This window comes from Agrococcus baldri (assembly GCA_900114805.1).
Taxonomy (GTDB): domain Bacteria; phylum Actinomycetota; class Actinomycetes; order Actinomycetales; family Microbacteriaceae; genus Agrococcus; species Agrococcus baldri.
Genome location: FOZN01000004.1, coordinates 183,391 through 207,262, shown reverse-complemented (window position 1 = coordinate 207,262; position 23,872 = coordinate 183,391). Strand labels below are relative to the sequence as shown.

Below are 23,872 nucleotides of genomic sequence, written 5' to 3'. Positions count from 1 at the left end.
CCTCCCGGAGCGAAGGGACCGCCGATGTCGAACACCCGAAGCGCGCTCGCCGTGCTGCTGACTGCCGCTGCGCTGGTGCTCACCGGCTGCACAGGCAGCACCCCCGAGGCCCCGGCCGAGAGCGAGCCCGCCGCGACCGCGCCGGCGGCCACCTCCGACGACGGCGGCGGCTCCGACGACTCCGAGGCTCCCGCCGCCGGCGGCGAGCTGACGGGCATGGTCGGCACCGCTGACGACCCGGAGGCGTACGAGATCGCGCTGCTGGACGCCGAGGGCAACCCCGTCACGTCGCTGCCCGCGGGCGACTACAGCCTGACCTTCGCCGATCTGTCCCGGATGCACAACTTCCACCTCACCGGGCCGGGCGGCGTCGATGTCGCGACCGATGTCGCCGGCAACGACGAGACGACGGTCGAGGTGACGCTCGAGCCCGGCACGTACACCTTCGTCTGCGACCCGCACCAGAGCAACATGCGCGGCGAGTTCGAGGTCACGGGCTGAGCGACAGCGCCCGCATCTGCTGATCGGGGCCGCGCTCACCAGCGCAGGTCGTCGAGCCCGATGATCTCGCGCGGTGGGCACTGCCTGGTGTCGGGCTGGTCAGCGCCGGGCAGCCCGTCGAAGGAGAGCCCGGTGCGCTCGGCCAGCTCCGCCAGGCTCAGCTCGTACGTGCGGAACGCATCCAGGTAGGCGGTGCGCAGCCCGTCCAGGTCCTGCGTGAGCAGGAACGCCTTCGACCGCAGCGCATCCGCCACCTTGTAGACGACGACCTTCCAGTGGTCGCGCGGCACCTGCACGAGGTCGCGGTACCAGGGGTCGTCGTCGGCGAGCACGGGTCCGGCGAAGACGCTGATGCGGCGGTCGACGAGCTCGTCGAGCTCGAGCACCCCGTTCTCGAGCTCGCCCCAGATGCCGCCGCGGCTCGACTGGTTGAAGCCGGCCAGCTGCGGGGAGATGTTCGTGAACGTGAAGGAGTCGCGGTTGGCCTGCTTCGCCTCCTCGACCGTGCCCCACAGCAGGTCGGCGCGGCGGGCGATGTGGCCGCGGTCGAGATCGTTGTCGCGGTAGACGGCCTCGCCGGTCTGCTGCTCGTCAGTGAGCCGGTCGTCGAGGAAGAAGCGGCTGCTGCGCGCGATGCCCGGCTGGAGGCGCAGCCCGTCGACGTTCCAGGCGACCGACCACGCGAGCCGCCGCTGCAGGTGCATCGTGACGCTGAAGTGCACATACGGCAGCACCGGCGCGGCTGCATCGGCCGCCGGTGCCGGCGCCGCGACCGGCTCACCGAGGAATGCAGCGTCGTAGCCCAGCGCCGCCGCGGCATCGGTCGATCGGCTCCGCGCCGGCGCACCCTCGCCCTCCACGGTCAGCGTCATGCCGAGCGGATCGTCCGTCGCGACGACGAATCCGAGCTCCTCGTAGACGCCGACAGCCTCCGGGCTCGCGAACAGGCCGACGATCGCCTCTGCCGGCGCGACTCGGCGCACCCGGGCGAGCAGCCGCGCGACGATGCCGGAGGCGATGCCCTGATCGGCGGCATCCGGTCGCACCATCACGTCCTGCACGTACCAGTAGCGCACGCCGTCGCCCACCAGCCGTCCGACGCCGACGACGCGATCCCCCTCGCGCGCGACGACGCCGTGCTCAGAGCCGTGCAGCGACGCGGGCAGGCTCGCCCAGTCGAAGTGGTCGTCCCAGCCCACCGACTCCGCGACCGCGCGCTGCTCGGCAGCCGACGGCACGCGCTCCTCGAAGACGATCATGCGCTGCTCCCTCCCCCGACGCGGCCACCAGTCTGACGCAATCGTCCACCGGACGCGGCGGCCTCAGCCCGCAGTCAGCCGACGGTGCCACCGTGGGGCACATGGACACGGACACCACGCACAACGATCAGCTGCAGACCGTCACCGACATCATGCGCTCCACGCGCATCGCGGCGCTCTCCTACATCTCGACCGGCGGCGACCTGGTGTCGACGCCGATGGGCACGCAGGACTTCGCCGAGCCGGGCACCGTCTGGTTCATCACCGAGCGCGCGACCGACAAGGTCGAGGCGATCAGCGCCGACCCCCGCGTGAACGTGCACTACGCCGGCAAGGGCGGCTGGGTGTCGCTGGCCGGCACCGCGCGGTTCATCCAGGACGACGCGAAGCTGCGCGAACTCTGGGACGCCTCCGCCGGGGCCTTCATGGAGGGCGATCCCGAGGATCCCGGCAACGGCCTGCTCGAGGTGACTGCCACCTCCGCCGAGTACTGGGACTCACCCGGCGGGATCGCGACCGCCGTGCAGCTCGTCAAGGGGCTGGTCGGCGACGAGCGGCCGGATCTCGGCGACAGCGGCGTCGTGCCGCTCTAGCCGCGCGGCAGCTCGCCGGTCGTGTCGACGACCGGCGAACGCGCCGCCGCACAAGCATGAGGCGCCGCCGACTCAGCGCTTCACGGGCGCTTCGAGGCGCTCCTTCAGCAGCTGCTTGGCACGGGCGTGCCTGCTGCGCGCTGTGGATGCGGGGATCTGCTGCAGCCGGGCGGCCTGCTCGATCGAGAAGCCGTCCCAGTGCACCAGGCGGATGAGCTCTGCCAGCTGCGTCGGCAGCGCCGCGACCGCGAGCTGCACGTCGAGCGCGTCCTCGTCGACGCCATGCACCGTCGTCGTCTGCGCCTGCCGCACGGCCGCCGCCAGCTGCTCGGCGAGAGCGCTGCGTCGACTGCCGCTGCGGTGATGGTGGCGCAGCACATTGCGCGCCACACCGAAGACCCACATCCGTGCTTGCTCAGGCTCCTGCGGAACTTTCGAGGTCGAGAGCCATGTCGCCGCCAGCGTCTCGCTGACCATGTCGGCGGCGTCCTCCGGGCTCGGCGTGCGACGGAGGAAGTAGCCGAGCAGATCGGGTGCGACGGAACGCAGCACCTGCTCCACCTCACGCTGCCGCGAGGCGGATTCCGTCACGGTGCCTCGACGCACTGCGTCTCCAGCGCCATCTCGATGCCCGCGTCACCGAGCTCCGCGTGCTCCGCGAAGATCACCTGGGCGAGATCCTGGCTCACCGACAGCATCATCGCGTCCTGCAGGATGCGTGCGTCCGACTCCAGGATCAGCGCGCCCTCGTGGCGCACGTCGAAGTCGCCTGGCTGAGCGTCTGCGACGAGCCGTCCGATCTCGTCGAGTCTGCCCGCGCTGTTGAGGCCAGCGGCCACCCGCTCGGGATCGGCTGTCAGCGCATCGACGTCGAGCGACTCGAGGTAGGCGAGTCCTGTCGCGAGCGCGTCCGCAGGCAGGCCGTGGGTGGCGAAGTGCGAGGCGCAGGTGCCCAGCGGCGTGCCCTCGACGTCGGTCCAGCTGCGCTCGACCACGAGCTCTGGCTCGGTCACGATGCTCCACGGTCCCCACACCGTCGCCGCCACGGCAGCGGGCGCACCAAGTGCCAGCAGCAGTCCGCCGATGCCGAGCCCCGACATCCAGCGCGATCGCCGCGCGGTCCGTTGCGGGAGCGTCGCCTCCACCATGCGGGTGAGCGATTCGCCCACTGCGGCGTCACGATGCACGCTTCCGCCGGCGCGCTCCAACCTGGTCTCGAACGACTCGTCCACGGCTGCCTCCTCAGGGTCATCCTGCACAGTGCATGCCCGGCAGCGGCCGTTCCGTCCATCCGCATCGCGAATCGGCCGCGAAGTGCTACCGCGCGACCTCCAGCACCGCCCAGCCGCGCGGCGGCAGCGTGAGGCGACCATCTGCCAGCTCGCACTCCCCCGCGACGACCGACGACGCATCCGCCGCCGGCATCGTCACCGGCTCGTCGTCGAGGTTCAGCGCGGTGATGAGTCCCGCCTCGCCCGTCGCGGTGCGCAGCACCATCGAGGTGTTCGCCACCTCGATCACGTCGGTGCGCGCGGTGGTCAGCCACGGGTTGCGCCGACGCAGTGCCAGCAGCTCGCGGTGCACGTCGAGCAGGTGACGAGCGGATGCGTCCAGGTCGTCGGGCGAGACCGGCTCGGCCGGGAACTCGGGCCGCACCGCGTCGTCGCCGCCCTCGCGCTCCTCCTTGACGGCCTGCCAGCCGTACTCGTCGCCGGCGTAGATCGCAGGGCTCCCGGCGACCGTGCAGAGTACGGCGAGGGCGTGCGGCACGAGCTCGGCACCGACCGCCGAGGCGATGCGGGTGACGTCGTGGTTGCCGAGGAACGTGTAGGGCACGAAAGCCTCGAGCAGCTCGTTGCCGCGGCCGATGGCGTGCTCGAGCTCGAACAGGTTGCGGTCGACGATGGCGTGCCAGATGCCCTGCCACAGCTCGTACTGCGTGAGGCTGTCGATGGTCGACTCGGCGGCGAAGCCCGAGTAGTCGCCGTGGATCACCTCGCCCAGGAACCAGGCATCCGGGTGATGCTCGCGCACCTGCGGCAGCACGCGGGCCCAGAAGTCGGCGGGCACGGCGTAGGCGGCATCGAGCCGCCAGCCGTCGACGCCGCGCTCGAGCCAGTGCCGCATCACGTCGACCACCAGCTGCGCGGTCGCGGGCGAGGTGTGGTCGAGCTCGACGAGCGCACCGTGGCCCTCGAAGACCTCTGCCTCGCCGCCCTCGCCGAGCCGGAACAGCGCCGCCTCGGGCGCGCGCGCGTCTGCCTGCGCGGCGGCGAAGGCCGGGTGCTCGCGTCCCACGTGGTTGAAGACGCCGTCGAGCAGCACGCGGATGCCGCGCTCGTGCGCCGCCGCGATCAGCCGGTCGAGATCGGCGTCGTCGCCCAGCCGCGGGTCGAGCGCGAAATGGTCGACCGTGTCGTAGCCGTGCGTGCTGCTGGCGAAGATGGGGCCCAGCGCGATGCCGTTGAGGCCGAGCTCGAGCACATGGTCGAGCCATGCCTCGATGCGCGGCAGCCGGTGCACGACCTCGTCGCCGTGCGCGTCGCGGATGGGAGCGCCCGTGAAGCCCAGCGGGTACACGTGCCACCACATCGCGCTGGTGCTCCAGTGCGTCACTCGCTGCTCGGCTGCCATACCTGCCATCATGCCCGGTGCGCTCAGACCTCGTGCACCTCGAGCGTGAAGCCCTGCGCGCACAGCCTCTCCGCGAGCACCCCGCCCAGCGCCACCGCCGGCGTGAGCACGCCGCCCTGCTCGCTGCAGCGCTCGGCGTCGACAGCGAGTGCGAGACCGGCCTGGCCCAGCATCACCGAGGTCGCGGCATACCCGGGATCGCCCTCTGCGGCGACGGTCGCCGTGTATCGGCGCCCGTGCTCGGTGCGGGTGCGCGTCTCCATCACGAACGATCCTGTCCTGCGCCGCTCGGCGGACGGACCCTCCCCTGGTGCAGGGAGCAGCTGATCGAGGACGTCGCGGATGCCCGGCGTCGCCATGCCCGCCATCGCCGCTCGCAAGCCCGCCGCGAGCAGCGCCGCCCGCGCCCTCCCCCGCAGGCCGCGGCCGGTGGGCACGACCTCGCGGTAGCGGAACCTCGCGCCGTAGGCTCCGCCGAGCAGGGCATCCGATCGCCGCACCAGCCTCGTGTTGTAGCCGGCCATCACGAACGGGGCGTTCCACGTGCCCGTCTCGTCGTCAGCGAAGTGCCGCCAGAGATCCGGCTGGCCGGGGGCGGCCTCCCGCCCGCCGCTCAGCGCCGCAGGGTCGGAGACGATCCGCTGCGCCGATCGGTCCCCGCGCATCCTCGCGAGCTGCAGCCGCATCGAATCGATCGTGCCGCCGCTCAGCCCGCCCGCGAGGCGCCGCACCCGCAGCGTCGTGTCGGTCAGCGCCCCCGCGCCGTCGGCGAGCGCGCGCTCGTGCAGCAGGTGCACCGCGAGGTCGGAGGGCACCGCGTCGAAGCCGCACGACACCACGATGCGCGCACCGCTCGCCACCGCCGCATCGTGGCAGCGATAGACGATCTCGCGCACGAACAGCACCTCGCCGCTCAGGTCGGCGTAGTCGGTGCCGAGCTCCGCGCAGGCCTCCACCAGCGGGATGCCGTGCCGCAGGTAGGGGCCGACCGTGCTCACCACCACGCGGGTGCGCGTCGCCAGGGCTCGCAGGCTCGCGCGGTCGTCGCTGTCGGCCAGCACCAGCGGCCAGTCGGCGGCGGCACCGGGCAGCTCGGCCCGCACGCGCGCGAGCCGCTCCTGCGACCGGCCCGCCAGCGCGATGCGGAGGCCCGCCGGTGCGGTGCGCGCGAGGTGCTCGGCCACCAGCCGCCCCACGAAGCCGCTCGCGCCGAACAGTGTCAGGTCGAATTCGCGGTCAGCCATGCCGCTCATCGTCCTCCGGTCTTCTCCGAGCCGGCTGGCAGGTGAGCGGCTGGTCTCGGCACGATGCGCGCGTGCGCTGGCATGCTGGTGCGCATGGCTGGCGCACCAGAGGGGTTCGAGTACACGGCGCGAGACGATCGCGTGGAGATCCGGCACCACGGCACGCTCGCGTCGACCCTGCGCAAGGCGGCGGCGGCGAAGTTCCTGCGGGATGTCGAGTGCGGCGACCGGCAGCAGCTGATGGCGCGCGTGACCGGCAACTACAAGCACGGCAACGAGCGAATGCAGCGACGCCCGTGACGCGCACGATCGTGCTCACCGGCGCCTCCGACGGCATCGGCGCGGCCGCGGCGCGGCAGCTGGCGCGGGTGGGGCATCGGCTGCTGCTGGTGGGCCGCTCCCCCGAGAAGACGGCAGCGGTCGCGGATGCGCTGGGTGCTGAGCGCTTCATCGCCGACTACTCGAGCCTCGACGAGGTGGCGCGGCTCGCCGACGAGCTGCGCGGCGCCGCCGACCGCATCGACGTGCTGGCCAACAATGCCGGCGGCCTCCTCGGCCGTCGCACCGTCACCGCCGACGGCAACGAGCTCACCTTCCAGGTCAACCACCTGGCGCCGTTCCTGCTCACGCAGCTGCTGCTGCCGCAGCTGCAGGCGGGCAGCGGCATCGTCGTCAACACGTCGAGCTCCGCTGCCCGGCTGCTCGCCCGCTTCGATGTCGACGACCTCGACACCGAGCGTTCGTACAGCTCCAACCGCGCCTACGGCAATGCGAAGCTGGCGAACGTCCTGCACGCCCGTGGCCTGCTGGCGCGCTACGGCGACGCCGGCATCCGCCCCGTCGCCTTCGACCCCGGCAACGTGCGCACCGGCTTCGCCACCGGCTCCACCAGCATCCTGCGCCTCGTCTACCGCACGCCGCTCGCGCGGCTGCTGCTCATCAGCCCCGAGCAGGGCGGCGAGCACCTGCGGCACTTCGTCGAGGGCACCCCCGGCACCACCTGGCAGCCGGGCACCTTCTACGCCGAGACCACCCCCGCAACCCCGTCGCAGACGAACCCGCTCGTGCACGCCGACGTGCTCGTCGACCGCCTCTGGGAGCGCAGCGAGGCGCGCGTCGCGCCCTGGCTGCGGGGCGCGCGGTGACCGGCCCCGCGGTCGTGCGCATCGACGCGCTCACCTCGCGCGTCACGGGCCGCTGCTACCGGGCCGTCGACCCCGCGCATCTCGACTCGGCGCTCGAAGGCTCGCGAACCGCGGGCCGCTACTCCCGGGCGTCCTCGCCGACGCTGTACCTCAGCGCCTCCCGCGAGGGGGTCGCCGCCGCGCTCGAGGCGCACGCGGATGCCCGCAGCAGCAAGCTCGTGGTGGTCGAGATCGACGTGGATGCGTCGGGCATCGTCGATCTGCGGGACGCGGCTGCGCTCGAGGCTGCCGGCATCGAGCTGGCCGATGCGACCGCGCCGTGGCAGGCGGCGGTGCGCGCCGGTGCGGAGCCGCCGTCGTGGGGTGTGCGCGATCGGCTGGTCGAGCTCGGTGCCCGCGGTCTCATCGACCCCTCGCGCAAGCGCCCCGGCCTGTGGCATCTGGCGCTGTTCGACTGGAACCGCCCCGGTGCTCCGGTGGTGACGATGGCCGGTGGGCGCGGGTGAGCGCTCGCGTGCTGCTGCTGAGCGACACCCACCTGCCGGTGCGCGCGAAGGCGCTGCAGGAGCAGGTGTGGCGGATGGTGGACGAGGCCGATCTCGTCATCCACGCCGGCGACTGGGTCGATGTCGCGCTGCTGGATGCGCTCGAGGTCCGGGCTCGCCGGCTCGTGGCCGTCGCGGGCAACAACGACGGTCCCGAGCTCTGGCAGCGGCTCGGCGGTCTCGCGCGCGTCGAGGTCGAGGGCGTGCGCTTCGCCGTGGTGCACGAGACCGGCAGCGCCGCCGGGCGCGAGCGCCGGTGCGACGCGCGCTTCGGGCCGGCATCCGAGCAGCCGGCCGACGTGCTCGTGTTCGGGCACTCCCACATCCCCTGGGACAGCGTCTCCCCGTCGGGGCTGCGCCTGCTCAATCCCGGTTCGCCCACCGACCGCCGCCGCCAGCCGGTCGGCACCGTGATGACGTTGGAGGCCGAGGCGGGAGCGCTGCGCGAGGTGACGCTCGTGCCGACACCGCGCTGAGCCGGCATCCACCGGTGCTGAGCCGGCATCGGCCGGTGTGGGGCCGGGCCCCAGGCTTGCATGGGTACGCTTGGGGTACAACGGCAGCACTGCGCCGAAGACCTGGAGGGACATCGTGCAGGGAGTCGATCCGCTCACGCCCGGAGCGCTCCTCGCCGACCGGTACCGCATCGGCTCGCTGCTGGGTGCCGGCGGCATGTCCTTCGTGCACCGAGCCGTCGACGAGACGCTCGGCCGCGAGGTCGCCGTGAAGGCACTCATCCGAACGTCGGCGGAGCCGGTGGAGCTCGAGCGCATCGGCGCGGAGATCGACCTGCTCGCCACCCTGAGCCATCGCGCGCTCGTGACGCTGTTCGACGCGGGCACCGCCGTGCTCGAGGCGCGCCCCGTGACCTACCTGGTGATGGAGCTCGTCGACGGACCGACCCTCGGCATGCGCGCCGCAGCAGGGCCGATCGCGCCGATCGACCTCGCGCACATGGCGCAGGACATGATCGAGGCGCTCGTCGTCGTGCACGCGCACGGCGTCGTGCACCGCGACATCAAGCCCGCCAACATCCTGCTGGCGCCCTCGCTCGTGCCGGGGCACGAGTTCACCGCGAAGCTCGCCGACTTCGGCATCGCGGCCATCATCGACGGCGACCGGCTGACCGATACCGGCACCGTGCTCGGCACCGCCGCCTACCTGAGCCCGGAGCAGGCCGCCGGCGGGCGCGTCGGACCCGCGTCGGACGTCTACTCGCTCGGCCTCGTGCTGCTCGAGGCCATCACGGGCCACCGCGAGTACCCCGGACCGCTGATGGAGTCGCTGAGCGCCCGGCAGGCCCGCGACCCGCAGGTGCCCGGTGAGATCGGCTACCACTGGAAGTCGCTGCTCACGGCGATGACCGCCCGCGACCCCGACTCCCGCCCCACGGCCAAGGCGGTGCTCCAGCGGCTCGCGGCGACCGCGGAGGAGCTGCCGGTAGTGCCGCCGCGCGACCAGCCGGCGCCCGCTGCTGCGCCGGCGGCCGGAGCCGCGGCGCTCGGCACAGCGGCGACCGGCGCAGGTGCAACTGGCGCGACCGCCACCGGCCTGGTCGCCACCGACATCGCCGGCGCCGGCGCTGTGCCAGAAGCGACTGCCGCCAGCGCCGCCCGACCCGTCGCCGCGGCCCCGTCGCTCGCCGACAACGACGACGACCACGGCGACACCAAGGAATTCGCCGTGCCGACCGGCCGCCGGCCTCGGCGCAACTGGGTCGTCGCCGGCAGCGTGGCCGCGGCCCTGGCGATCGTGGCCGCCGTCGCGGTCTTCGCGATGCAGGGCATCGGGCTCCCCCAGTCGGGCACGGCCGACGTGCCCGAGGTCTCGCAGGCCCCCGCCGACCTCGTCACCGAGACCTCGGCGCCCCCCACCCCGACGCCGACCACCGGCACGACGACCCCCGTCGTCACCGACGACGAGCCGGCTCCAGCGCCGCCGGAGACCGCACCCGCCGAGACCGCTCCCGCGGAGACGGCGCCGGCGGAGACCGCCCCTGCCGAGACCGCCCCCGCCGAGACCGCCCCCGCCGAGCCTGCGCCCACCCAGTCGGCGCCGCCGCCGCCCGCGCCCACCGAGACGTCTCCAGCCCCGTCAGGCATGCCGGCTCCGCCGGAAGAGACCAGCAGCAGCTGAGCGACGTGAGCCACCCAGCAGCGGCGGACGCCGCGGCGATCGAGCACGCCGCGGCGCTCCTGCGCGCGACCGCCGAGCGACTCGCCGCTGCCGGCGCCCGTGACGAGGCGCTCGCCCGCTACGACGAGCCGAAGCCGCTGCTGGGCATGATCCAGCGCCGGCCGACGATGCGCCCCCTCGGTCGGGCATGGCGGATGGGTTCCCTGCTGCTGCAGAGGGACGGCGCGGTCTGGGCGACGGGCATCTCCACCCGCGTGGCCGAGCCCGGCCGCCCGCAGCATCACACCGCATCCGTCGAGACCCGCCGGGCGTACCGGGCGGCAGCGCTCGTCGGCGGCTTCCCGATGGGCGAGTCGGTCAACCACGGCATCACGCCGATCGCGGTCGACGAGACGCTCATCGGCGCCTCCGGACCGCTGTTCGTGAAGGACGGGCAGGCGTGGGCACGGTGGGGCCGCGATGCGCCCGTGTTGCTCGAGCGCTACCTCGACGACCTCGCCGACCTGCTGCTGCACCCGCCCCAAGGCGCGTAGCCGAACGTCGGTGCGCACGGACCGCTGCCCATTCGCTGGCAGGATCGGAGCCATGCCCGCTGATGCCGCTGCCGCCGCCCCCGATCCGTACTTCGTCGCGCACGGCGAGGGCCGCTATGCGCCGACCGCGGCGGCCGAGGGCGCCTGGCAGCCGGGCGAGATGCACTTCGCGCCGCTCGGCGGGCTGTTGACGCACGCGATCGAGGCGCATCGCATCGAGCGGCACGCGGGTGAGGCCGCGCCGCTGCGACTCTCGCGCATGACCTTCGACATCCTCGGCTTCCTCGCGCTCGAGGAGACGACGGTGCGGGTCGAGACCCGGCGCCCGGGTCGCACGATCGAGCTCACCGAGGCGACCGCATCCATCGCCGGTCGCGACGTCGCCGTCGCGCGCGCCTGGCACAGCGTTGCGGTCGACACCGCGGCGGTCGCGGGCGGCGACGCCGAGCCGCTGCCGGCACCCGCGGCGATGCAGGCCTCCGACTTCGCCAAGGGCTGGGGCGGCGGCTACGTGCACTCGGTCGAGTTCCGCGAGGACGGCTCCCGCGCACCCGGCCGCAACCGCGGCTGGCAGCGCACCGCGCATCCGCTCGTCGCCGGCGAGGCCTACGAGCACATCGCGGCCTGGATCGGCCTCATCGACGGCGCGAACGGCATCGCCGTGCGCGAGCAGCCGGACGCGTGGATGTTCCCCAACCTCGATCTGACGATCCACCTGCACCGCGAGCCCGAGGGTGCCTGGGTCGGCTACGAAACGACCGTCTCGTTCGGCCCCGCCGGCCAGGGCATCACCCACACCGCGCTGCACGACGAGCGCGGGCACGTCGGCTTCGCGCTGCAGACGCTCACCGTGCGGCCCTCGCCGCTGCGGCAGTAGCGGAGCCGCCTCAGCCGCGGACGGCTCCGTCCGCGAGCTCGGGCGGCCACACCACCGCGAAGCGCTCGAAGACGATCTCGTCCTGCTCGTTCCAGGTCGCACCGCGTGCGGCGGTGGTGCGCTGCCAGTAGCGGCGGTGCTCGTCCTGCCACGACGCGAGGGAGCCGTCGTCCTCCCCCTCGTCGGCGGCGAAGGCGGCGTCGACACTGCCGAAGGGCCCGACGCGCAGCTCGGTGCTGCGGATGACGATGCGCGGTGCGCCACGGCCGTCGCAGGCGATCCAGTGCGAGCCGACGCGCGGCAGCTGCTCACCGGCGGCGAGGAACTCCGAGACCAGCTCGGCGGTCGCGCGCTTGCGGCCGCTCAGCACGATCTCGAGCAGCGCGTCGGCGAGCTGCTCGGAGTCGCCGAACCGCTCCACGGTGTGCTCGGCGCCGCTCGCGACCGCCTGCGGATGGGCCGCCGCATAGGCATCCCACATGGCCGCTGCGGCCGTCAGGTCGGGCTCGCCGGCCGGGGTCCTCGCATCTGCGTCGCTCATGGCTGCCATCGTGCCACGGACGACGGCCGCCGACGCGCGCTACGGCTCGGCGGCGCAGCGCGCGACCGCCCAGTCGAGCAGCGCCTCCCGCTGGGCATCCGGCGATGGCAGCACGAGTTCGACGGGCTCGCCGCCCATCATCGCCAGCAGGCGGAAGATCGTGCCCTGCTTGTCCTCCGCGATCGCGTGCGGGTCGCATCGGCCTGGCTCCAGCGGCATCTCCAGCACGGTCGCCGCGTCACCGCGCTCGATGGTGAGGTCGAGCGGCAGGTCTTCGACCCTGGTGCCGGATGCGTCCACGGGCGTGAGCAGGACGGTGGCTGTCAGCGCTCCGATCCAGCCGCGCTGCTCACCGGGCTGCTGCGCGGGCACGACGTGCAGTCGCAGCACCGCCGGCCCCGAGCCGTCGGCGGGGATGCTCGGCTCGAGCCAGGTCAGCTGCGCCACCGCCTCCTCGAACAGCCGCAGGTCGCAGATCTCCTGCCCCAGCCGCTCGAGCTGGTCGAGCGGATCGGCCGGCTGCTGCTCCAGCACCGTGCCGTCCGTCAGCTCGAGCGTCGCCAGGTGCTCGATCGGCGCGCGCCGGTCGCACGTGGGCTCCGGCAGCTGCAGCCGCAGGTTGCGCCGCTGCCCCGGCGGGATGACGGCCTCGTCCTCGCGCACCATCGGCGCCGACCACCTGCTCGACGCGTACGTCGCCCGCACGACGCGCAGCGACGCATCCGACCCATTCGTGACGCGCAGCTCGATGTGCCCGGAGGCGACGTCGCCGCGCAGCTGCACGATCTCCATCAGCACCTCCGGCTCCGCCGGCACCTCGGGCTCCGCAGGCACCTCGGGCCCCGCCGGCGCGACGCCGGCGCTCGGCATCGGCGTCGCCCCCGCGGTCACGGAGGGCGCCGGCGCGGGCGAGGCAGCGCATCCGCCCGTCAGCAGCAGTGCGCCGAGCGCCAGCCCGACGCACCCGCTCCTCCGCACCCGCACGCCGCCATGGTGCCACGCGCGGCGTGAGCCCGGCAGCGACCCGCTCGGCATGTAATCTCTGACATCGTGCCGCGCGCCAGCACCAGCCGCCGTGCGCCCCACCGACCGCGATGCACACAACCGGAGAGACGATGGATCTGACGCCACTGAACGACATCCTCGACACCATCAGCGGCGTGATCTGGGGGCCCTTCCTGCTCATCCCGCTGCTGGTCGGCACCGGGCTGTACCTGACGATCCGGCTCGGCGGGCTGCAGTTCCTGAAGCTCGCCGCGGGCCTGCGACTGGGGATCGGCAAGAGCCGGGATCAGGGCGCAGAGGGCGACATCTCGCAGTTCCAGGCGCTCACCACCGCGCTGGCGGCGACCGTCGGCACGGGCAACATCGTCGGCGTCGCGACCGCGATCGGCATCGGCGGGCCCGGCGCGCTGTTCTGGATGTGGGTGACGGGCCTGGTCGGCATGGCCTCGAAGTACACCGAGGCGTACCTCGCCGTGCGCTTCCGCACCACCGACGAGGCGGGCGAGAAGTCGGGCGGCCCGCAGATCTACCTGCAGCGGGGCATCCGGGGACCGCTCGGCAAGGTGCTGGCGCTCTCGTTCACGATCTTCACGGTCGTCGCCTGCTTCGGCATCGGCAACATGACGCAGGGCAACTCCATCGCCTCCAACGTCGAGCACAGCTGGGGGCTGCCGACCTGGGTCACCGGAGCGGTGCTGACGGTGCTGACGCTGGTCGTGCTCGTCGGCGGCATCAAGTCGATCGGCAAGGTCACCGCCGCCTTCGTGCCCGTGATGATCGTCTTCTACGTGCTGAGCGGGCTCTACATCCTGGGTGCGAACGCGGGCGAGCTGCCGGCAGCCTTCGGCGCGATCGTCTCGCAGGCCTTCACCGGCACGGCGGCGGTGGGCGGCTTCGCCGGCTCGGTGCTCATCATCGCCGTGCAGATGGGCGTCGCGCGCGGCCTCTTCTCGAACGAGTCGGGCCTCGGCTCCGCCGCCATCGCGGCGGCGGCCGCGAAGACCACCCACCCGGTGCGGCAGGGGCTGGTGTCGATGACGCAGACGTTCATCGACACGCTCATCGTCGTGAGCATCACCGGGCTGACGATCGTCGTCACGGGGGTGTGGGACGACATCGACGCCGCCACCGGCGAGCAGCTCAGCGCCGCGCTCATGACCGGCGAGGCCTTCACCCATGGGCTGCCGGGCGAATGGGGCCACTGGGTCGTGACCATCGGGCTCGTGATGTTCGCCTTCTCCACCATCCTCGGCTGGTCGTACTACGGCGAGCGCAACATCGAGCGGCTCTTCGGGCGCCGCCTGGTGATGCCGTTCCGCGTGCTGTTCGCGCTGGTGGTCTTCGTCGGCTGCACGATCTCGCTCGACACGGTCTGGAAGTTCTCGGACATCGCGAACGGGCTGATGGCGCTGCCCAACCTGATCGGGCTGCTCATCCTCTCGGGGCTCGTCGCCCGCGAGACCCGGCACTACCTCAGGCACGACCCGAGGCTCGAGGCGTCGAAGGGCGAGATCGAGGCGTTCATGGGCGATCAGCCCGGCTGGGCCGACTGGAAGGCGGGCGACCGGGTGGGCACGTCGCGCCTCGACCTGTCGGCGATCCACGGCGAACCGGTCGGGCGCGACGGCGTCGAGCAGACGCCGCGATCCGACGGCTGATCGCCCGGCGGCTGCCGGTGTGCCGCGGACTGGACGCGGGCTGGCGAGCGTGATGGGGAGTTCTGCCCATCGTCTGGCCTGCCCGCTGGGTCTACGGTGAGCGCGACAGAGGGCACGAGCGCAAGCCGCGCCTCGAGTCGCCGTCGCTGGTGGCCCATCTCCCCGTCGGGCCGCCAGCGGCACCGCCGCTCACTCGTCCCAGGTATGAGCCGCCGGCCGGGCTACTGCTCCAGCGCCTGCTGGATCGCCGTCTCGACGTCGTCGTAGTTCTGCAGCTCGACCATCTCACCGTCGACGAAGAACGTCGGGGTCGACTGCACGCCCGCCGCGATGCCGGCCTCGTAGTCGTGCGCGATGCGGTCGGCCGTCTCCTCGGCCACAACTGCGGCGTCGTAGGCCGCCAGGTCGAGGCCGAGCTGCTCGGCGTAGCCGCGGAAGGTCGCCGCGGCGTCCTCGGTGCCGGCCCACTCGGCCTGGTGCTCGAAGAGCATGGAGTGCATCGCCTCGAACTCACCCTGCTGCGCGGCAGCCTCGGCGGCAGCAGCGGCGGGCACCGCGTTCGGGTGCATCTCCAGCGGGAAGTAGCGCACGGCGAAGGTCACCTGGCCCTCGTAGCGCTCGCGCAGGTCCTCCACGATCGGGTGGAACTGGCCGCACGACGGGCACTCGTAGTCGAAGAACTCCACGACGACCGGGGCGCCCTCCCCCGCGTCGTCCAGGATGTGCGTGCTCTCGTCGACCAGCTGCACGTCGCTGCCGGCGACCGGCTGCGAGCTCTCCCACGGGCGCACCACCAGGAGGGCGACGGCGACGATCACGACGATCGCCCCCACGACGGTGGCGATGCTGATGACGGCGTTCTTCGACATGGGTACAAGGTTACCCGGCGAACAGGCATTACCTGCCCCGATGGGCTGTGCATCTGGCATGGGTCGTGTCGGCGCGCGCGAGTAGTCTCGCGCCGTGGAGTTCGAGTTCACCGGCATCGCGATCGAGTGGCGCGGCCCTGCGCCCTTCGTCTTCCTCCCGGTGCCGCCCGACGAGGCGGCGATGATCGCCGAGCTGGCGAGCGAGCTCACCTACGGCTGGGGCTGCATCCCCGCGCAGGCCGTGATCGGCGGCACGACCTTCACCACCTCGCTCTTCCCGCGTGAGGGCGGCTACCTGCTGCCGGTCAAGGTGGCGGTGCAGCGCGCCGAGGGGGTCGGCGTCGGCGATCAGATGACTGCCCGGATGCGTCTGGGACGATGAGGGGCATGGAGATCGCAGCACGTCTCGGCAGCCTCACCGCAGATGCGGCGAAGGCCGCTGAGCGCACCATCCACCGCCTCGCGAAGCCGGCCGCACTCGCCCTGGCACCGGTGCTGCTGCAGCAGGCGAAGCAGCTGCAGCGCAACCTCGTGTGGCTGCCGGAGCCGAAGGGGCAGCGGCACGGCACGATCGCGGCACCCGAGGGCGGCGGCGCCACTCCGCTGCGCCTGCTCGCGATCGGCGACTCCACCGCCACGGGCGTCGGCGCAGAGCGGCTCGAGGACGGCCTCGTGCTGCAGACCGGCAAGCGCCTCGCCGCTCGCGAGCAGCGGCCGGTCGCGTGGCGCATCATCGGGCTCGAGGGCTTGACCACGGCCCAGGTGCTCGAGCGCCACCTGCCAGAGGTGGAGGGCGAGTGGGACGCGATCCTGCTCCTCGTCGGCGCCAACGACGCGCTGCAGCTGGTCGGCCGCGGGGCCTTCGCGAGATCCATCCGCCGGCTGGTCGCCGGGCTCTCCGAGCACCTCTCCCCCGGCGGCGTCATCGGCCTCACGGGCACGCCCCAGATCGACACCTTCGTCTGGCTGCCGCAGCCTGTCCGCTCGCTCATCGGCGGCCATGCGCGCACGCTCGACGACGTGCAGCAGCGCATCGCCGCCGACGATCCGCGCGTGCTCCACCTGCCGACGCCGGCGATCGTCGAGCCCGAGCAGCACGCGGCCGACGGCTTCCACCCCTCGGCCGCGGGCTACCGGCTGTGGTCGAGCATCGTCGCCCCGCGCGTCGCGCAGGCGCTCGCACGCCGCGCGACCGACGCTCCAGCAGCCGAGACTCCGTCGGTCGCCCCCGCCGCCACCGAGCTGTCGGCGCCGGTCCGCCGGGGCATCGTGCCGCCGTACCTGCTCGAGCAGCTCGCCGCCGCGGGCCTCCCGACGGCCTCGATCGTCGCCGAGCGCACCCTGGGCCTCGACCGAGGCATCCGCACCGGTCGCGAGACCACCGCGCCGCAACAGCCGAGCCTGCGACCCGACGCCCCCGTGCGCGTCCCGGGCGAGCCGCCAGCGCCGCACCGCACGATCAGCGACGCGAAGGGGGCCACGACGCTGCCAGGCAGCGCGGTGCGCACCGAGGGCGAAGAGCCGACGGACGACATCGCCGTGAACCAGGCGTACGACGGCCTCGGCGCCTCGTGGCAGCTGCTGATGGATGCCTTCGGACGCGACTCGCTCGACGGCGCGGGCATGCCGCTGCTGGCGACCGTGCACTACGGCGACCGCTACGCGAACGCCTTCTGGGACGGCACGCGCATGGTGTTCGGCGACGGCGACGGCGAGGTGTTCGCCGGCTTCACGAACGCCGTCGACGTGATCGGGCACGAGCTCGGCCACGGCGTGATCTCCTCCACCGCCGACCTCGTCTACCGCGACCAGTCCGGTGCCCTGAACGAGTCGATCGCCGATGTGCTCGGCTCGCTCGTCAAGCAGCACGCGCTCCGGCAGAGCGCCGAGCAGGCCGACTGGCTCATCGGCGCCGGCGTCTTCACCGACACGGTGCAGGGCGTGGCGCTGCGCTCGATGTCGGCGCCCGGCACCGCCTACGACGATCCGGCGCTCGGCAAGGACCCGCAGCCCGGTCACATGCGCGACTTCATCGTCACCCGCGACGATCTCGGCGGCGTGCACATCAACTCCGGCATCCCGAACAAGGCCTTTTACCTGGTCGCCACCGCGATCGGCGGGAACGCGTGGGAGGCACCGGGCCTGATCTGGATGGACGCCCTCACCGGCAGCCTGGACCGCACCGCCGACTTCGCGACCTTCGCGGCCGCGACCGTGGACGCATCCGTCGCCCGCTTCGGCGACGACGCTGCCGAGACGCGGGCGGTGCGCGAGGCGTGGGCGGCAGTCGGCGTGACCGACGAGGCAGTGCCGGATGCGCCGGTCGCCGACGAGGTCAGGGTCGCCCGCACGGGTGGCATGCTCGGGCGCACACAGGCTGCGGTGCTCGAGCTGCAGGTCATCCCGGGCGACGACCGGCAGCAGCTCGACACGCTCGTCGCCTCCGGCGTGCTGGAGGACCTCGGCGGGCAGACGCTGCCGGATGCCCCGCTGTGGCGCGTGACGGTCGAGACGAAGTGCGACGTGACGGTCGCCGAGCCGCTGCTGCCCGAGGAGGTGCTGTCGCTGTTCAGGCGCCTGCTCGAGCTCGGTGACGAGCCCGCGTAGTCCACCGCCGCCGCGGGCGGCCCGCTCCTAGTCCGCTGCGGCGGCGCGCATGGCCGCCTCGCGGATCTCGACCATGTAAGGCGCGACGACCTGCTGGCTCACGCGGCAGTCGGCGACGAAGACGCCGTCCTCTCCCGCGGCGAGCCAGTCCTCCAGCTGCCGCAGGTCGTCCAGCGTCTCGATGACCGCCGCGGTGGCGCCAAGGCCTCGGCCGAGTGCGGCGAAGTCGACCTGCTCGATGAGCATCGGCGCCTCGGCGACGCCTCGCACGGCGTACTGGTGCACCTCGGCGCCGTAAGCGGCGTCGTTCACGAGCACGATCACGCCGCGGCGCACGGTGCGCACGACGCTGTCGAGATCGGCCAGCCCCATCAGCGCTCCGCCGTCGCCGGAGACCAGCACGATGGTCGACTCGGGCCGCGCGGCACCGGCGCCGACCGCACTCGGGAACCCGAGGCCGATCGTCTGGAAGGCGGTGCCGACCATCAGCAGCCGCTCGGGGTCGGCGACGCTGAGGTGCGTGGGCGCCCAGCCGATGAAGTGGCCGCCGTCCTGCACGATGACGCGGTCGGCGGGCAGGATGCGCTCGAGCGCGTGGAACAGGCTGCGCGGGTCGAGGCGGCCGTCCGGTGCGGCCGCATCGCCAGGCTGGCGCTCGAAGTGCACGCCGGTGACGTCGCCGAAGCCCGCCGCGGCCCACCCCTCGTCGCCCTGTCGACTGCTGTCCTCGGCGGCCGCGGCGTCGCCGGCGGTCAGCGCGAGCAGCGCCTCGGCGACCAGCCGCGCGTCGCCGCGCACGAGCTCGTCGACGCGAGGGTTGGTCGCGGCGTCCAGGATGTCCACCTGGACGATGCGGGCGTCGGCCGCGAAGGCGTCGCCGAAGCGCATCTGGAACTGGTTGAGGCCGGCGCCGACGACCAGCGCCACGTCGGCCTGCTCGATCGCCTCCGCCGCGCGGTCGGAGGCGAAGCCGCCGCAGATGCCGAGGTGGCGGTGGTCGGGCGCGAAGATGCCGCTGCCGAGCGCGCTCGAGGCAGTGCGCGCGCCGAGCCGAGCCGCGAGCTCGCGCAGGGCCTCCGCTGCGCCGGCCAAGTGTGCACCGCGCCCCGCGAGCAGCAGCGGCCGGCGCGCTCCCGCCAGGGCCTGGGCCACCCCGGCGAGCTGCTCGGCGTCGATCGAGACGAACGGCTCCGAAGCTGCATCGAGCGATGCTGACTGCACGCCGTCGCCCTCGAGCTGAGCGTGCGCGACGTCGTACGGGATGCCCAGCACGACAGGACGGCGCTCGAGGAGCGCGGTCTCGACCGCGCGACGGGTCGCCGACCGGGCGTCGCCACGGCCGACCACGATCGCGGCCGCACCGACGGCGTCGGCGATCGCGGCCTGATCGACATCCCACGGGCGGCGGCCGCTGGTGGGCTGGTCGCCGACGACGAGCACGAGCGGTATGCGCGCCTGCGCGGCCTCGGCGAGCGGGGTGATGGCGTTCGTGTAGCCCGGGCCGTAGGTGGTGGTGGCGACCGCGAGCTGCCCGCTCGCCCGGTAGAAGGCGTCGGCAGCTGCCACGGTCGCCGCCTCGTGGCGCACGGTCGTCAGCCGCATGGCACTGCGGCGGACGACGGCGTCGAGGAACCAGGCGTTGCCGTTGCCCATCAGGGCGAAGACATCGCTGGCGTGCTGCTCGAGCTCGGCCGCGACTGCGGCCGAGACGGTGATGGTGGTCTCAGACATGGGGGCTCTCCGGCAGAGAAGGAGGCTCGACGGCGCGGCGCTGCTGCGACACGGCACGGAACCTCATCGATGGGGTCCATGTGTGTCGCGCGCGGATGCGCGTGGTCCCTTTTCTCGAGACCGGCACCGGGTGGGACGCGATGCCTGACGCCGACGATCGTATCCGGTCGGCGGTCAGTCGCGGAAGGTCTCGCGAGCCTTGGTGGGCAGGCCCAGCTGCGCGTCGTGCGGATGTGCGCGCAGGTGCTCGCGCATGCGCGGGATCGCGAACTCCACCCGACCGCGCTCGGGCGCGACGATGATGCCGCCGTCGAGCAGGCGCGAGCGCTGCCTGCCGGCATTGCCGCTCGTCGCGCCCATGCGCTCGGCGACCGCAGCCGTCGAGGCCGGCCCGTCGTCCTCGGCCATCGCCAGCAGGTAGTCGCGGTCGCGCGCCGAGAGCCCTCGCAGCGCCGGCACGATCACGCTCTCCCCCATGGCTGCGTGCGCGACCTCGACGGCGTGCTGCACCGCATCCGTCGTGATCGCGGAGGTGCTGGGCGTGTACTCCCAGGCGCGGGCGCCGATGGACTGCACGAGATAGGGGTAGCCCTCGCTGCCCCTCGCGGCGCGGTCGAGGGCCGCCTCGCCGATGGTGCGCCCGCGGCTGCGCACGGGCTCGGCGATGGCGGCGCGGGTCTCGGCGAGCGTCAGGGTGTCGAGGCGCACCTGCTGCGCGCGGCGGAAGAAGGTGAGCCCGTCGGCGTCGAGCGCGGCTGCGATCGAGGCGGGCACGCCGGCGGCGACGATCGCGATGCGGCGGTCCTCGCGCATCAGGTGCTGCACCGCGATGGCGATGCGGCGCAGCTGGTCGAGCGACTCGATCGCGACCTCGTCGAGCGAGACCAGCACACCGGCGCCGCGCCCCTCCGCCAGCTCGACGAGCCGGCCGAGCATGCTCTCGAGGCGAGGCTCGCGCTCGTACTGCCGCACGACGGCGGTCGTGATCCCGCCGAGCTGCGGCACCGAGACGCCCGTGACGTCGCGCGTGACGGCCTCCGCGTCCTGCGCCTGCAGGAGCGCGGGCAGCCGGTCGTGCTCGAGTTCGTCGACGAGGCTCGCATGCAGCGTGCCGTGCACCACCGTCCAGTCGTGGGCGAGCGCGAGATCCTCCACTGCGTTCAGCAGCACGGTCTTCCCGACGCCGCGCATGCCGGTGACGAGCGCGGCGCGATAGGGCGACCACGCGCCCAGGCCGAACACCTCGCGCCACTCGTCGAGCAGCGCATCCCGACCCGCCAGCATGGGCGGCGAGATACCGAATCCGGGCCTGAAGGGGTTGTCGTGCACGCGCCCACTCTGCCATCGCCCGCCGACACGGCGACCCGACACGGCGACCCGCCGCGAGGAGCACCCGCCCCGCCGGCGCCGGGCGTGGAACGATGGGGCACATGCCCGCGACGCCGCTGCCCCGTGCCCTGCGCACCGGCCTGCTCGTCGCCGCGGTGGTGCTCGCCGTCAACCTGCTGGCCGCGGCGCTGATCGGCATCGGCGTGGGCGACGCCGACATGCTGAACCTGGTGCGCACGGTGCTCATGTGGTTGCTGCTGCCGCCCATCGCGATCGCGCTCGCGCTGCTCGGCGCGCTCCGGCATCCGGTCGGCCGCTGGCACCTCGCCGCGGTCATCCTGTGCGGTCTGGGCGACGGCTTCGGGGCCACCACCGGCATGACGATCGTGCTGCTGGGCCTGTTCCTGCTGGGTCACATCGCCTACCTGTTCGCCCTCTGGCCGACCCGCAAGCGTTCGCTCGCGTGGAACCCGGCGGCGATCGGCTACGCGATCGTCGCGCTCATCGCCGGCATCCTCATCGCGGTGAACGCCGGCATGCTGGCCATCCCGGTGCTGTTGTACTCCTTGGTGCTGGCGGCGGTCGCCGCCTTTGCCGCGATCGACACCGCTGGCCTGCTCGGCGGGCTGCTCTTCCTGGCGAGCGATCTCGTGCTGGGCATCGGCCTGTTCGTGATCGACATCCCCGACCCGCTGCGCACCTTCTGCGTGCTCATCCCCTACGTGGGCGCCCAGGCGCTGCTGGCGGTGAGCCTGCAGCAACGGCTGGGCCTGGGCGCTCCGGAGTCGACCGCCCCGCTGCCGAGCACCGCGAACCGGGCGACCTCGGGCTATTACCGCATCGAATAGCAATCATCAGTGACACAGGCTGGACTTCTATCCCCCGGCCTGGTGGGATCGATGGCATGCAGCACGCCACCGCATCCGAGCACACCCGGCACCGCGCCGCCGGCGAGACCATCGGCTTGCTCGGCGGCATGAGCTGGCACTCCACGATCGAGTACTACCGCGCGATCAACGAGCGGGTCGCCGACGAGCGCGGCGGGCACGCCTCCGCCCGCATCCTGCTCTCGAGTCTCGACTTCGCAGAGATCCGTGACTGCCAGCTGCGCGAGGACTGGGCGGCGGCGGGCGAGATCCTGGCACGCGAGGCAGTCGCGCTCGAGCGCGCCGGCGCGGGGTCGATCGCGATCGCGACCAACCTCATGCACAAGGTCGCGCCCGCTGTCGAGGCGAGCATCGGTGTGCCGCTCGTGCACATCGGCGATGCGGTGGCGGATGCGGCGGGTCGCGCCGGCGCGCGCACGCTCGGCATCGTGGGCACGCAGTGGGTGATGGCCGAGCCGTTCTACGCCGACCGGCTGGCACGGCACGGCATCGGCGTCGTCGTCCCCGCCGCTCCCGAGCAGTCCGAGCTCGACCGCATCATCTTCGACGAGCTCACGCAGGGCGTGGTGACGGATGCGTCGCGCACGGTCTACCGGGAGGCAATCGCAGCGCTCGTGGCCGATGGCGCCGAGGCCATCGTGCTCGCCTGCACCGAGATCATGCTGCTGGTCGGCGCCGACGACTCGACGGTGCCGCTGATCGACTCGTGCGAGGCGCATGCCGGCGCGCTGGCGCGGATCGCGCTGGGCGAGCTGGCGGCCGATGGCCTCGCGCCCGGCGCCCGGCGCTCCGCCACCCGCGGCTGAACGGACCGGGGCTCGTGGCCGCCGAGCCGCTGCCCTGCTGAGCCTCGGCGCTCGGAGCCTCAGGCGGCGCTCTCGCTCCACAGCGACTGCATCGCCTCGAGCACGGTGCTGACCGCCGGCACGCGCTCGGCCCCGTGCCGGTAGCGCAGCGAGACCGTGCGACCGGAGCCGTCGGAGAGCGCAGCGACCACCACGTCGTCGCGCGTCAGCACCCGCAGCGCCATGGCGGGCAGCAGCGTCACGGAGCCGGTCGCGGCCACGAAGGACTGCGCGGCGACGAAGTCGTCGGTCTCGAACTGGATCCTGGGCGCGAAGCCCGCATCGGCGGCCAGCGACTCCAAGTGCGCGCGGCAGCGTTCGCAGCCGCCCACCCAGTCGGATCCGGCGAGCGCGGCGATGTCGACCGGGCCGCCGCCGACCAGCTCGTGGTCGACCGGCAGCACGATGCGCGAGGGGTCGCTGCCGAGCGCGAGGCGCGCGAGCTGCACGTCGTCGTGCAGCTCGTCGTACTCGAACGCGACGGCGATGTCCGCATCGCCGGCGAGCACCGCCTCGATCGCCTCCGGCGGCTCGAGCTCGATGACACGCGCGGTGAGCTCCGGCACGGCGACCCGTGCGGCGGCGATCGCACGTGGCACGAAGTCGGCCAGCGCCGACGGGAACGCGGCGATCGTGACGCTGCCCGCGCCCTCCGCGAGCGAGGTGAGCTCTGCCTCGGCCGATCCCAGCAGGCCCGCGATCGCATCGGCATGCCGCAGCAGCCGCTCGCCCGCCTCCGTGAGCGTGACCCCGGTCGATGAGCGCAGCAGCAGCGCCTGGCCCACCTCCTCCTCGAGCAGGCGGATGTGCTGGCTGACGGCGGGCTGCGTCCAACCGAGCGCGCGAGCGCCGCCGGAGACGGAGCCCTCGCGCGCGACCGTTCGGAAGATCAGGATGCGACGCGGGTCCAGATGCATGCGACAAGCATGCCGC

The 23,872-nt window shown here is 73.1% G+C and carries 25 protein-coding genes; 14 read left to right on the top strand and 11 right to left on the bottom strand.

What is annotated here, in order from left to right:
* Positions 1-24 precede the first annotated feature (24 nt).
* Complete coding sequence (locus BM288_RS12615) at positions 25-501, top strand: plastocyanin/azurin family copper-binding protein (RefSeq protein ID WP_092919321.1); 477 nt, start codon at positions 25-27, stop codon at positions 499-501.
* 35 nt (positions 502-536) lie between these two features.
* On the opposite strand, the gene BM288_RS12610 is transcribed toward BM288_RS12615, so the two are convergent.
* Positions 537-1,760 carry a GNAT family N-acetyltransferase gene (locus tag BM288_RS12610; protein ID WP_092919319.1) on the bottom strand — a complete coding sequence of 408 codons (1,224 nt, stop codon included), beginning with the start codon at positions 1,758-1,760 and terminating at the stop codon, positions 537-539.
* A gap of 101 nt (positions 1,761-1,861) precedes the next feature.
* On the opposite strand from BM288_RS12610, the gene BM288_RS12605 reads away from it, so the two are divergent.
* The gene (locus BM288_RS12605) at positions 1,862-2,353 is read left to right on the top strand and encodes a pyridoxamine 5'-phosphate oxidase family protein (protein WP_092919317.1); all 492 of its coding nucleotides are present in this window, start codon (positions 1,862-1,864) and stop codon (positions 2,351-2,353) included.
* A gap of 72 nt (positions 2,354-2,425) precedes the next feature.
* On the opposite strand, the gene BM288_RS12600 is transcribed toward BM288_RS12605, so the two are convergent.
* The 4 genes from BM288_RS12600 to BM288_RS12585 all read right to left on the bottom strand — a co-directional run bounded on the left by BM288_RS12600 (position 2,426) and on the right by BM288_RS12585 (position 6,231).
* On the bottom strand, positions 2,426-2,944 hold the full coding sequence (locus tag BM288_RS12600) for an RNA polymerase sigma factor (protein WP_318255557.1): 519 nt from the start codon (positions 2,942-2,944) through the stop codon (positions 2,426-2,428).
* A complete protein-coding gene (locus BM288_RS12595) occupies positions 2,941-3,585 on the bottom strand; it encodes a hypothetical protein (RefSeq protein WP_092919313.1) in 645 nt (214 codons plus the stop codon). Before BM288_RS12595 ends, BM288_RS12600 begins: the two co-directional genes overlap by 4 nt.
* Before the next feature lie 85 nt (positions 3,586-3,670).
* Positions 3,671-4,987 (bottom strand): alpha-amylase family glycosyl hydrolase, encoded by a 1,317-nt coding sequence (locus BM288_RS12590; RefSeq protein WP_092919311.1) that lies wholly within the window; start codon positions 4,985-4,987, stop codon positions 3,671-3,673.
* Between the two features lie 23 nt (positions 4,988-5,010).
* Complete coding sequence (locus tag BM288_RS12585) at positions 5,011-6,231, bottom strand: saccharopine dehydrogenase family protein (protein WP_092919309.1); 1,221 nt, start codon at positions 6,229-6,231, stop codon at positions 5,011-5,013.
* 93 nt (positions 6,232-6,324) lie between these two features.
* On the opposite strand from BM288_RS12585, the gene BM288_RS12580 reads away from it, so the two are divergent.
* From BM288_RS12580 to BM288_RS12550, 7 genes are all read left to right on the top strand, one after another.
* A complete protein-coding gene (locus tag BM288_RS12580; protein WP_092919806.1) occupies positions 6,325-6,531 on the top strand; it encodes a hypothetical protein in 207 nt (68 codons plus the stop codon).
* On the top strand, positions 6,528-7,376 hold the full coding sequence (locus BM288_RS12575; protein ID WP_092919307.1) for an SDR family NAD(P)-dependent oxidoreductase: 849 nt from the start codon (positions 6,528-6,530) through the stop codon (positions 7,374-7,376). Before BM288_RS12580 ends, BM288_RS12575 begins: the two co-directional genes overlap by 4 nt.
* Positions 7,373-7,882, top strand: coding sequence for an RES family NAD+ phosphorylase (locus tag BM288_RS12570; RefSeq protein WP_318255555.1), 510 nt, complete (start codon positions 7,373-7,375; stop codon positions 7,880-7,882). Before BM288_RS12575 ends, BM288_RS12570 begins: the two co-directional genes overlap by 4 nt.
* Positions 7,879-8,397, top strand: coding sequence for a metallophosphoesterase family protein (locus tag BM288_RS12565; protein ID WP_092919305.1), 519 nt, complete (start codon positions 7,879-7,881; stop codon positions 8,395-8,397). Before BM288_RS12570 ends, BM288_RS12565 begins: the two co-directional genes overlap by 4 nt.
* Before the next feature lie 115 nt (positions 8,398-8,512).
* The gene (locus tag BM288_RS12560; protein WP_143103108.1) at positions 8,513-10,057 is read left to right on the top strand and encodes a serine/threonine-protein kinase; all 1,545 of its coding nucleotides are present in this window, start codon (positions 8,513-8,515) and stop codon (positions 10,055-10,057) included.
* 5 nt (positions 10,058-10,062) lie between these two features.
* Positions 10,063-10,590: a hypothetical protein gene (locus tag BM288_RS12555; RefSeq protein WP_092919301.1), complete on the top strand. Its 528-nt coding sequence runs from the start codon at positions 10,063-10,065 to the stop codon at positions 10,588-10,590.
* A gap of 52 nt (positions 10,591-10,642) precedes the next feature.
* A complete protein-coding gene (locus BM288_RS12550) occupies positions 10,643-11,467 on the top strand; it encodes a thioesterase family protein (RefSeq protein ID WP_092919299.1) in 825 nt (274 codons plus the stop codon).
* A 10-nt stretch (positions 11,468-11,477) separates the two neighbouring features.
* On the opposite strand, the gene BM288_RS12545 is transcribed toward BM288_RS12550, so the two are convergent.
* Positions 11,478-12,008: an ASCH domain-containing protein gene (locus BM288_RS12545; RefSeq protein WP_092919297.1), complete on the bottom strand. Its 531-nt coding sequence runs from the start codon at positions 12,006-12,008 to the stop codon at positions 11,478-11,480.
* 39 nt (positions 12,009-12,047) lie between these two features.
* Positions 12,048-12,992, bottom strand: coding sequence for a hypothetical protein (locus tag BM288_RS12540; protein ID WP_092919295.1), 945 nt, complete (start codon positions 12,990-12,992; stop codon positions 12,048-12,050).
* Between the two features lie 131 nt (positions 12,993-13,123).
* On the opposite strand from BM288_RS12540, the gene BM288_RS12535 reads away from it, so the two are divergent.
* On the top strand, positions 13,124-14,671 hold the full coding sequence (locus BM288_RS12535; RefSeq protein WP_092919293.1) for an alanine/glycine:cation symporter family protein: 1,548 nt from the start codon (positions 13,124-13,126) through the stop codon (positions 14,669-14,671).
* A gap of 221 nt (positions 14,672-14,892) precedes the next feature.
* Here the strand turns inward: BM288_RS12535 and BM288_RS12530 are convergent, their stop codons facing one another.
* Positions 14,893-15,540, bottom strand: coding sequence for a DsbA family protein (locus tag BM288_RS12530; protein WP_092919291.1), 648 nt, complete (start codon positions 15,538-15,540; stop codon positions 14,893-14,895).
* Positions 15,541-15,634: 94 nt separating this feature from the next.
* On the opposite strand from BM288_RS12530, the gene BM288_RS12525 reads away from it, so the two are divergent.
* Positions 15,635-15,922 (top strand): DUF1905 domain-containing protein, encoded by a 288-nt coding sequence (locus tag BM288_RS12525; RefSeq protein ID WP_092919289.1) that lies wholly within the window; start codon positions 15,635-15,637, stop codon positions 15,920-15,922.
* 5 nt (positions 15,923-15,927) lie between these two features.
* Complete coding sequence (locus BM288_RS12520) at positions 15,928-18,147, top strand: protealysin inhibitor emfourin (RefSeq protein WP_177220386.1); 2,220 nt, start codon at positions 15,928-15,930, stop codon at positions 18,145-18,147.
* A 27-nt stretch (positions 18,148-18,174) separates the two neighbouring features.
* Here BM288_RS12520 and BM288_RS12515 read toward each other — a convergent pair whose 3' ends face one another.
* Positions 18,175-19,878: a thiamine pyrophosphate-binding protein gene (locus tag BM288_RS12515; RefSeq protein WP_092919285.1), complete on the bottom strand. Its 1,704-nt coding sequence runs from the start codon at positions 19,876-19,878 to the stop codon at positions 18,175-18,177.
* A gap of 174 nt (positions 19,879-20,052) precedes the next feature.
* A complete protein-coding gene (locus BM288_RS12510; RefSeq protein ID WP_092919283.1) occupies positions 20,053-21,207 on the bottom strand; it encodes a P-loop NTPase family protein in 1,155 nt (384 codons plus the stop codon).
* A gap of 101 nt (positions 21,208-21,308) precedes the next feature.
* Between BM288_RS12510 and BM288_RS12505 the strand changes: the two genes are divergently transcribed.
* Positions 21,309-22,055 (top strand): lysoplasmalogenase family protein, encoded by a 747-nt coding sequence (locus tag BM288_RS12505; RefSeq protein ID WP_177220385.1) that lies wholly within the window; start codon positions 21,309-21,311, stop codon positions 22,053-22,055.
* A gap of 56 nt (positions 22,056-22,111) precedes the next feature.
* Positions 22,112-22,900, top strand: a complete 789-nt coding sequence (locus BM288_RS12500) for an aspartate/glutamate racemase family protein (protein WP_092919279.1) — start codon at positions 22,112-22,114, stop codon at positions 22,898-22,900.
* A 59-nt stretch (positions 22,901-22,959) separates the two neighbouring features.
* Here the strand turns inward: BM288_RS12500 and BM288_RS12495 are convergent, their stop codons facing one another.
* Positions 22,960-23,856 carry a LysR substrate-binding domain-containing protein gene (locus tag BM288_RS12495; RefSeq protein WP_092919277.1) on the bottom strand — a complete coding sequence of 299 codons (897 nt, stop codon included), beginning with the start codon at positions 23,854-23,856 and terminating at the stop codon, positions 22,960-22,962.
* Between the last annotated feature and the right edge of the window lie 16 nt (positions 23,857-23,872).

What these genes read in the sequence shown, in the direction of transcription:
- BM288_RS12615 (WP_092919321.1), top strand. Translation starts at nt 25, where the DNA reads ATGTCGAACACCCGAAGCGCGCTCGCCGTGCTGCTGACTGCCGCTGCG.
- BM288_RS12610 (WP_092919319.1), bottom strand. Translation starts at nt 1,760, where the DNA reads ATGATCGTCTTCGAGGAGCGCGTGCCGTCGGCTGCCGAGCAGCGCGCG.
- BM288_RS12605 (WP_092919317.1), top strand. Translation starts at nt 1,862, where the DNA reads ATGGACACGGACACCACGCACAACGATCAGCTGCAGACCGTCACCGAC.
- BM288_RS12590 (WP_092919311.1), bottom strand. Translation starts at nt 4,987, where the DNA reads ATGGCAGCCGAGCAGCGAGTGACGCACTGGAGCACCAGCGCGATGTGG.
- BM288_RS12585 (WP_092919309.1), bottom strand. Translation starts at nt 6,231, where the DNA reads ATGGCTGACCGCGAATTCGACCTGACACTGTTCGGCGCGAGCGGCTTC.
- BM288_RS12580 (WP_092919806.1), top strand. Translation starts at nt 6,325, where the DNA reads ATGGCTGGCGCACCAGAGGGGTTCGAGTACACGGCGCGAGACGATCGC.
- BM288_RS12550 (WP_092919299.1), top strand. Translation starts at nt 10,643, where the DNA reads ATGCCCGCTGATGCCGCTGCCGCCGCCCCCGATCCGTACTTCGTCGCG.
- BM288_RS12545 (WP_092919297.1), bottom strand. Translation starts at nt 12,008, where the DNA reads ATGAGCGACGCAGATGCGAGGACCCCGGCCGGCGAGCCCGACCTGACG.
- BM288_RS12535 (WP_092919293.1), top strand. Translation starts at nt 13,124, where the DNA reads ATGGATCTGACGCCACTGAACGACATCCTCGACACCATCAGCGGCGTG.
- BM288_RS12530 (WP_092919291.1), bottom strand. Translation starts at nt 15,540, where the DNA reads ATGTCGAAGAACGCCGTCATCAGCATCGCCACCGTCGTGGGGGCGATC.
- BM288_RS12520 (WP_177220386.1), top strand. Translation starts at nt 15,928, where the DNA reads ATGGAGATCGCAGCACGTCTCGGCAGCCTCACCGCAGATGCGGCGAAG.
- BM288_RS12515 (WP_092919285.1), bottom strand. Translation starts at nt 19,878, where the DNA reads ATGTCTGAGACCACCATCACCGTCTCGGCCGCAGTCGCGGCCGAGCTC.
- BM288_RS12505 (WP_177220385.1), top strand. Translation starts at nt 21,309, where the DNA reads ATGCCCGCGACGCCGCTGCCCCGTGCCCTGCGCACCGGCCTGCTCGTC.
- BM288_RS12500 (WP_092919279.1), top strand. Translation starts at nt 22,112, where the DNA reads ATGCAGCACGCCACCGCATCCGAGCACACCCGGCACCGCGCCGCCGGC.
- BM288_RS12495 (WP_092919277.1), bottom strand. Translation starts at nt 23,856, where the DNA reads ATGCATCTGGACCCGCGTCGCATCCTGATCTTCCGAACGGTCGCGCGC.